Origin of the sequence: Arthrobacter sp. GCM10027362 (assembly GCF_042679445.1) — a bacterium.
GTDB lineage: Bacteria > Actinomycetota > Actinomycetes > Actinomycetales > Micrococcaceae > Crystallibacter.
The window spans coordinates 1-667 of sequence record NZ_JBHTML010000436.1; the positions used below are offsets into that span (position 1 = coordinate 1).

Annotated in this window: 1 protein-coding gene; it reads left to right on the forward strand. The window is 75.4% G+C overall.

Annotated elements, in window-relative coordinates; genetic code table 11:
• Positions 1-667 (forward strand): protoporphyrinogen/coproporphyrinogen oxidase (locus ACFQ36_RS23215; RefSeq protein WP_377017983.1); only part of this gene is annotated, 667 nt, incomplete at both ends.

Here is a 667-nt window from a genome sequence, read left to right on the forward strand (position 1 = left end):
CCGCCGTCGCCGGCATCTCCGGCGGCGCCGGCCTGCTCGTGGAGCGCCTGGTCCAGGACCTCAAGGACCGCGGAGTGCGCCTGCTTACCGGGGCGAAGGTGGCCGGCGTGGAACGCAACGGAGCCGGCTGGCAGGTTGACTCCGCAGCCGGTGGTTTTTCCGCCGCCGGCCTGGTGGTGGCCACTGACGGCGTGTCCGCGGTCCGCCTGCTGGCAGGTTCACTCCCCGGGCTGGAGGCGGCCGAGCCGGCTCCGGGTCCCGCCGTCGCGCTGGTTACCCTGGTGGTGGACATGCCCGAACTCGACGCCGCCCCGCGCGGCACCGGCCTGCTGGTGGCGCCGGGCGTGGCGGGGGTGCGGGCCAAGGCGCTTACCCACGCCACCGCCAAATGGCCCTGGCTCGCGGCCGAGGCAGGACCCGGCAACCATGTGCTGCGCTTGTCCTATGGCCGGGCCGTCAGCCGGGACGCCCCCGGGGCGGCCGAGGATTTCACCGCCTGGTCGGACGAGAAGCTCTGCGGCCAGGCGCTCGCGGACGCCTCGGTGCTGCTGGGCCTGCCGATCGGGGAGGACGATGTGCTGGGCCGGCAGGTGGTGCGTTGGGTCGGGGCGCTGCCCTCGGCCACGCTGGGCCATCGGGCGCGGGTGGCTGAGGTCCGGCGGCTGGC